1 protein-coding gene is annotated in these 462 nt (G+C 66.2%); it reads right to left on the bottom strand.

Annotated elements, in window-relative coordinates; translation table 11 throughout:
• Nucleotides 1–462, bottom strand: a 462-nt coding sequence (locus tag ENZ74_RS34045; RefSeq protein ID WP_245471073.1) for a methylmalonyl-CoA mutase family protein, incomplete at both ends; no start/stop codon positions are given.

Raw genomic sequence — 462 nt, 5'->3', positions numbered from 1 at the left:
CAGTCCAGCAGGTTTTCATTGCCTTGCGCGGCACGGGTCAGCGCATCGAGTGCGCTTTCGACGGCGGCGACATCGCGCGTGCCCTTCAGCCGTTGCAGCTTCGACAATTGCCGGGCCCTGACCTCGGCATTGTCGATCTTCAGCACGTCGACCTCGATGTCGGTCTCGGGCCGATGGGCGTTGACGCCGACCAGCATCTGCTCGCCGGAATCGATCCGCGCCTGCGTGCGCGCGGCAGCTTCCTCGATGCGCAGCTTGGGAATGCCCTGTTCGGTCGCCGCCGCCATGCCGCCGAGCGCCTCGACCTCCTCGATATGAGCAAGCGCGCGCGCCGCCAGATCATGCGTCAGCCGTTCAAGATAGGCCGAACCGCCCCACGGGTCGATGATGCGCGTGGTGCCGGATTCCTTTTGCAGGATGAGCTGGGTGTTGCGGGCGATCCGCGCCGAATGGTCGGTCGGC

Origin of the sequence: Mesorhizobium sp. M7A.F.Ca.CA.002.15.2.1 (genome assembly GCF_003998715.1) — a bacterium.
In the GTDB taxonomy this organism is placed as follows: Bacteria; Pseudomonadota; Alphaproteobacteria; order Rhizobiales; family Rhizobiaceae; genus Mesorhizobium; species Mesorhizobium ciceri.
The sequence above is the reverse complement of the archived record's forward strand: the minus strand, read 5'-3'. Positions and strand labels throughout refer to the sequence as shown.